Raw genomic sequence first — 2,482 nt, forward strand, 5'->3', positions numbered from 1 at the left:
CGTGAAGTGATGCAGCATGTCCGCCTCAGCAGTCGGCAGATCGAGCAATGCCGCGCGCTGTCGGTCGGTCAGAATGCTGCGTCGTGGCATGGTGGCCTTTCAAAAGAGCGTTGTCCGTATGAGGATCGATCAGCGGACGATTTGACACGGCCGGTCGCCTCACATGAAAATCAGCACCTTGACTGTATCACAAAACTGGTACGATTAAATTTGCAAAAGAGGCCCCTTATCCGTACAATCACACTATGGCTTCCACAAAAATCGGATACGCGCGCTGCTCCACCGACCGGCAGGATCTGTCGGCGCAGAAGCAGGCGCTCGAAAATCTCGGCGTTTCACCGGATCGGATCTATACCGACCACGGGCTGACCGGCACGAACCGGGCCCGCCCAGGTCTGGATCAAGCCCTCGCCGCTGTGCGCGAAGGGGACACGCTTGTCGTGCCGAAGCTGGACCGGCTGGCGCGCTCCGTTCCCGATGCCCGCGACATCGCCGACCAGTTGCAGGCGCGGGGCGTCAATCTGGCGCTCGGCGCGTCGGTCTATGATCCGGCCGACCCCATGGGGAAGATGTTCTTCAACATCCTCGCCACCTTCGCGGAATTCGAGTCGGACCTGATCCGCATGCGCACCCGAGAAGGGATGGCCGTGGCCCGCGCCAAGGGGAAGTTGCGCGGCAAGCAGCCCAAACTCTCCGACCGTCAGTCCCGAGAACTCCGCCGCATGTATGACACCGGCGACTATTCCGTCAGCGACCTTGCCGAGGTCTTCTCAGTCTCACGACCGACCGTCTACAGAACCCTCCAGCGTCAGCCCGCCGCCACATAACGATCAAGAAAACCCGCCATTTACCGGTGAAGCTCACACTGAATTTGCAGGGAAATTTCTGTCGCAAAAATCGGTCGCGAAAGTCTGCCTTTTGCGACCGATTTTTGCGAAGGGTTTGGATGACCGGAGGCGACCCCATTACGGACCTACATGCTCTGATCGCGAAATTCCCTAAGCGGTCATTGGGTCGCTCTAGTTTCTGTCATCCAACTGTTAGTTTTGGATGATACGGGCGCGTCTCCAATGATCTCGACATGGCACAAGAATGTTAGAAACCGAGCGTCTGCTGTTACGAAGGCCCGAGCAGGCTGATCTTCCCGCTTGGACCGCATTTCTCTCCGATATTGAGGCGACACGCTTCATTGGGGGGCCGCAAGATGCCTATGGCGCTTGGCGCAACATGTGTCTTTTCACCGGAGCTTGGGCTGTCCAAGGATACAGCAATTTCTCGGTGATAGAGAAGGCAACCGGACGCTGGGTAGGCCGCGCGGGAGCTTGGTCCCCACCTGGATGGGCTGGCCAAGAAATTGGCTGGGCATTCAGCCGCGACGTGTGGGGCCAAGGATATGCAACGGAAGCAGCCATCCGTTGCTTAACTTGGGTCTTTGAAGAACTTGGGTGGAAAGAGGCAATTCACGTTATTCACCCTGAGAACGCCGCTTCCATTGCACTTGCAAAAAGGATCGGTGCAGCTCCAAGAGAACCTAACGACGCTCGTGGAAATCTGATCTATGTCAGCACCACAGACACGCTGCTCTGAACTCGGGAGCAGCGAGGTAAGGAACGGCTGACGACGGCTTTCTGCTCGCTATTGCCGAAACCTGCCAGTCCCCTTTCCACCCCGTTTCAGCCGGCTCAATTTTCGCAAAACTTAGTATTTTTGCGACACGTAGCTCGGCCGGTTAAATCTTGGTCGCAAGCAATTTGATTCCAGCGAACGTAAAGAACAGCCCGAGCGTGGCCTGAATTGGCCGTCGCGCCCTCGCATAAAGTCGCACCATCGGCCGCGAAGAAAAAACAAGTGCATAGATCAAATGGATGATGACAGAGAGAACAGTAGTCCCGACTACAATTAGGCCGGCAACCCATACGGGGGCATTAGGTTGCAGACCGAGAGAGATAATCGCAACCCATGCCAGCGCAGCTTTCGGATTCGTCATCTGCACCAGAAGACCCCGCGTGAAGTGTCGCAGACCTGTCGTCCCGTCATCGTCAAACACCCGCGCTTCCACAGTCTGTTCCGCTGCTGCTGCCCGAAACGCTTTGTAAGCGAGCCACAAGAGATACATACCGCCAGCGATCTTGATGATGGTGAGCGTCGCGGCGTAGGTCGTGAGCAGTGCCGACAAACCTGTCGCGGCGAGCGTTCCCCATAGGAATGACCCTGCCGAGATTCCGAGCGCCAAGGCCATGCCTTGCAACCGCCCAAAGCTCATCGATGTTCCCATAACGGCAAGGACATTCGGCCCCGGACTGATCATCGCGATTAGAAAAGCCGCGTATGCGAGCAGGATGCCGGGCAAATAATGAGGAACTTTCAGGGGAGCAGGTCATGAGAAACTCCCGTTCTCCATTCGTGGGAACCTCGATCGAAGACTTGGCGACGAAGGACAATGTGGGGGCCAAACAGCGGTTATGATAGTCATATTAGAGGT

At 56.7% G+C, this 2,482-nt stretch carries 3 protein-coding genes; 2 read left to right on the forward strand and 1 reads right to left on the reverse strand.

The genetic code is table 11. The features are described from left to right. Nucleotides 1-245: 245 nt before the first annotated feature. Both FOA17_RS13375 and FOA17_RS13380 read left to right on the forward strand, forming a co-directional pair. Nucleotides 246-827, forward strand: a complete 582-nt coding sequence (locus tag FOA17_RS13375; protein WP_149142016.1) for a recombinase family protein — start codon at nucleotides 246-248, stop codon at nucleotides 825-827. Between the two features lie 265 nt (nucleotides 828-1,092). Beyond that, the gene (locus FOA17_RS13380) at nucleotides 1,093-1,587 is read left to right on the forward strand and encodes a GNAT family N-acetyltransferase (protein ID WP_149142017.1); all 495 of its coding nucleotides are present in this window, start codon (nucleotides 1,093-1,095) and stop codon (nucleotides 1,585-1,587) included. 142 nt (nucleotides 1,588-1,729) lie between these two features. On the opposite strand, the gene FOA17_RS13385 is transcribed toward FOA17_RS13380, so the two are convergent. Next, nucleotides 1,730-2,350 (reverse strand): LysE family translocator, encoded by a 621-nt coding sequence (locus FOA17_RS13385; protein ID WP_238991817.1) that lies wholly within the window; start codon nucleotides 2,348-2,350, stop codon nucleotides 1,730-1,732. Nucleotides 2,351-2,482: the final 132 nt, after the last annotated feature.

The organism is Gemmobacter caeruleus (assembly GCF_008271655.1).
Taxonomy (GTDB): Bacteria; Pseudomonadota; Alphaproteobacteria; order Rhodobacterales; family Rhodobacteraceae; genus Gemmobacter; species Gemmobacter caeruleus.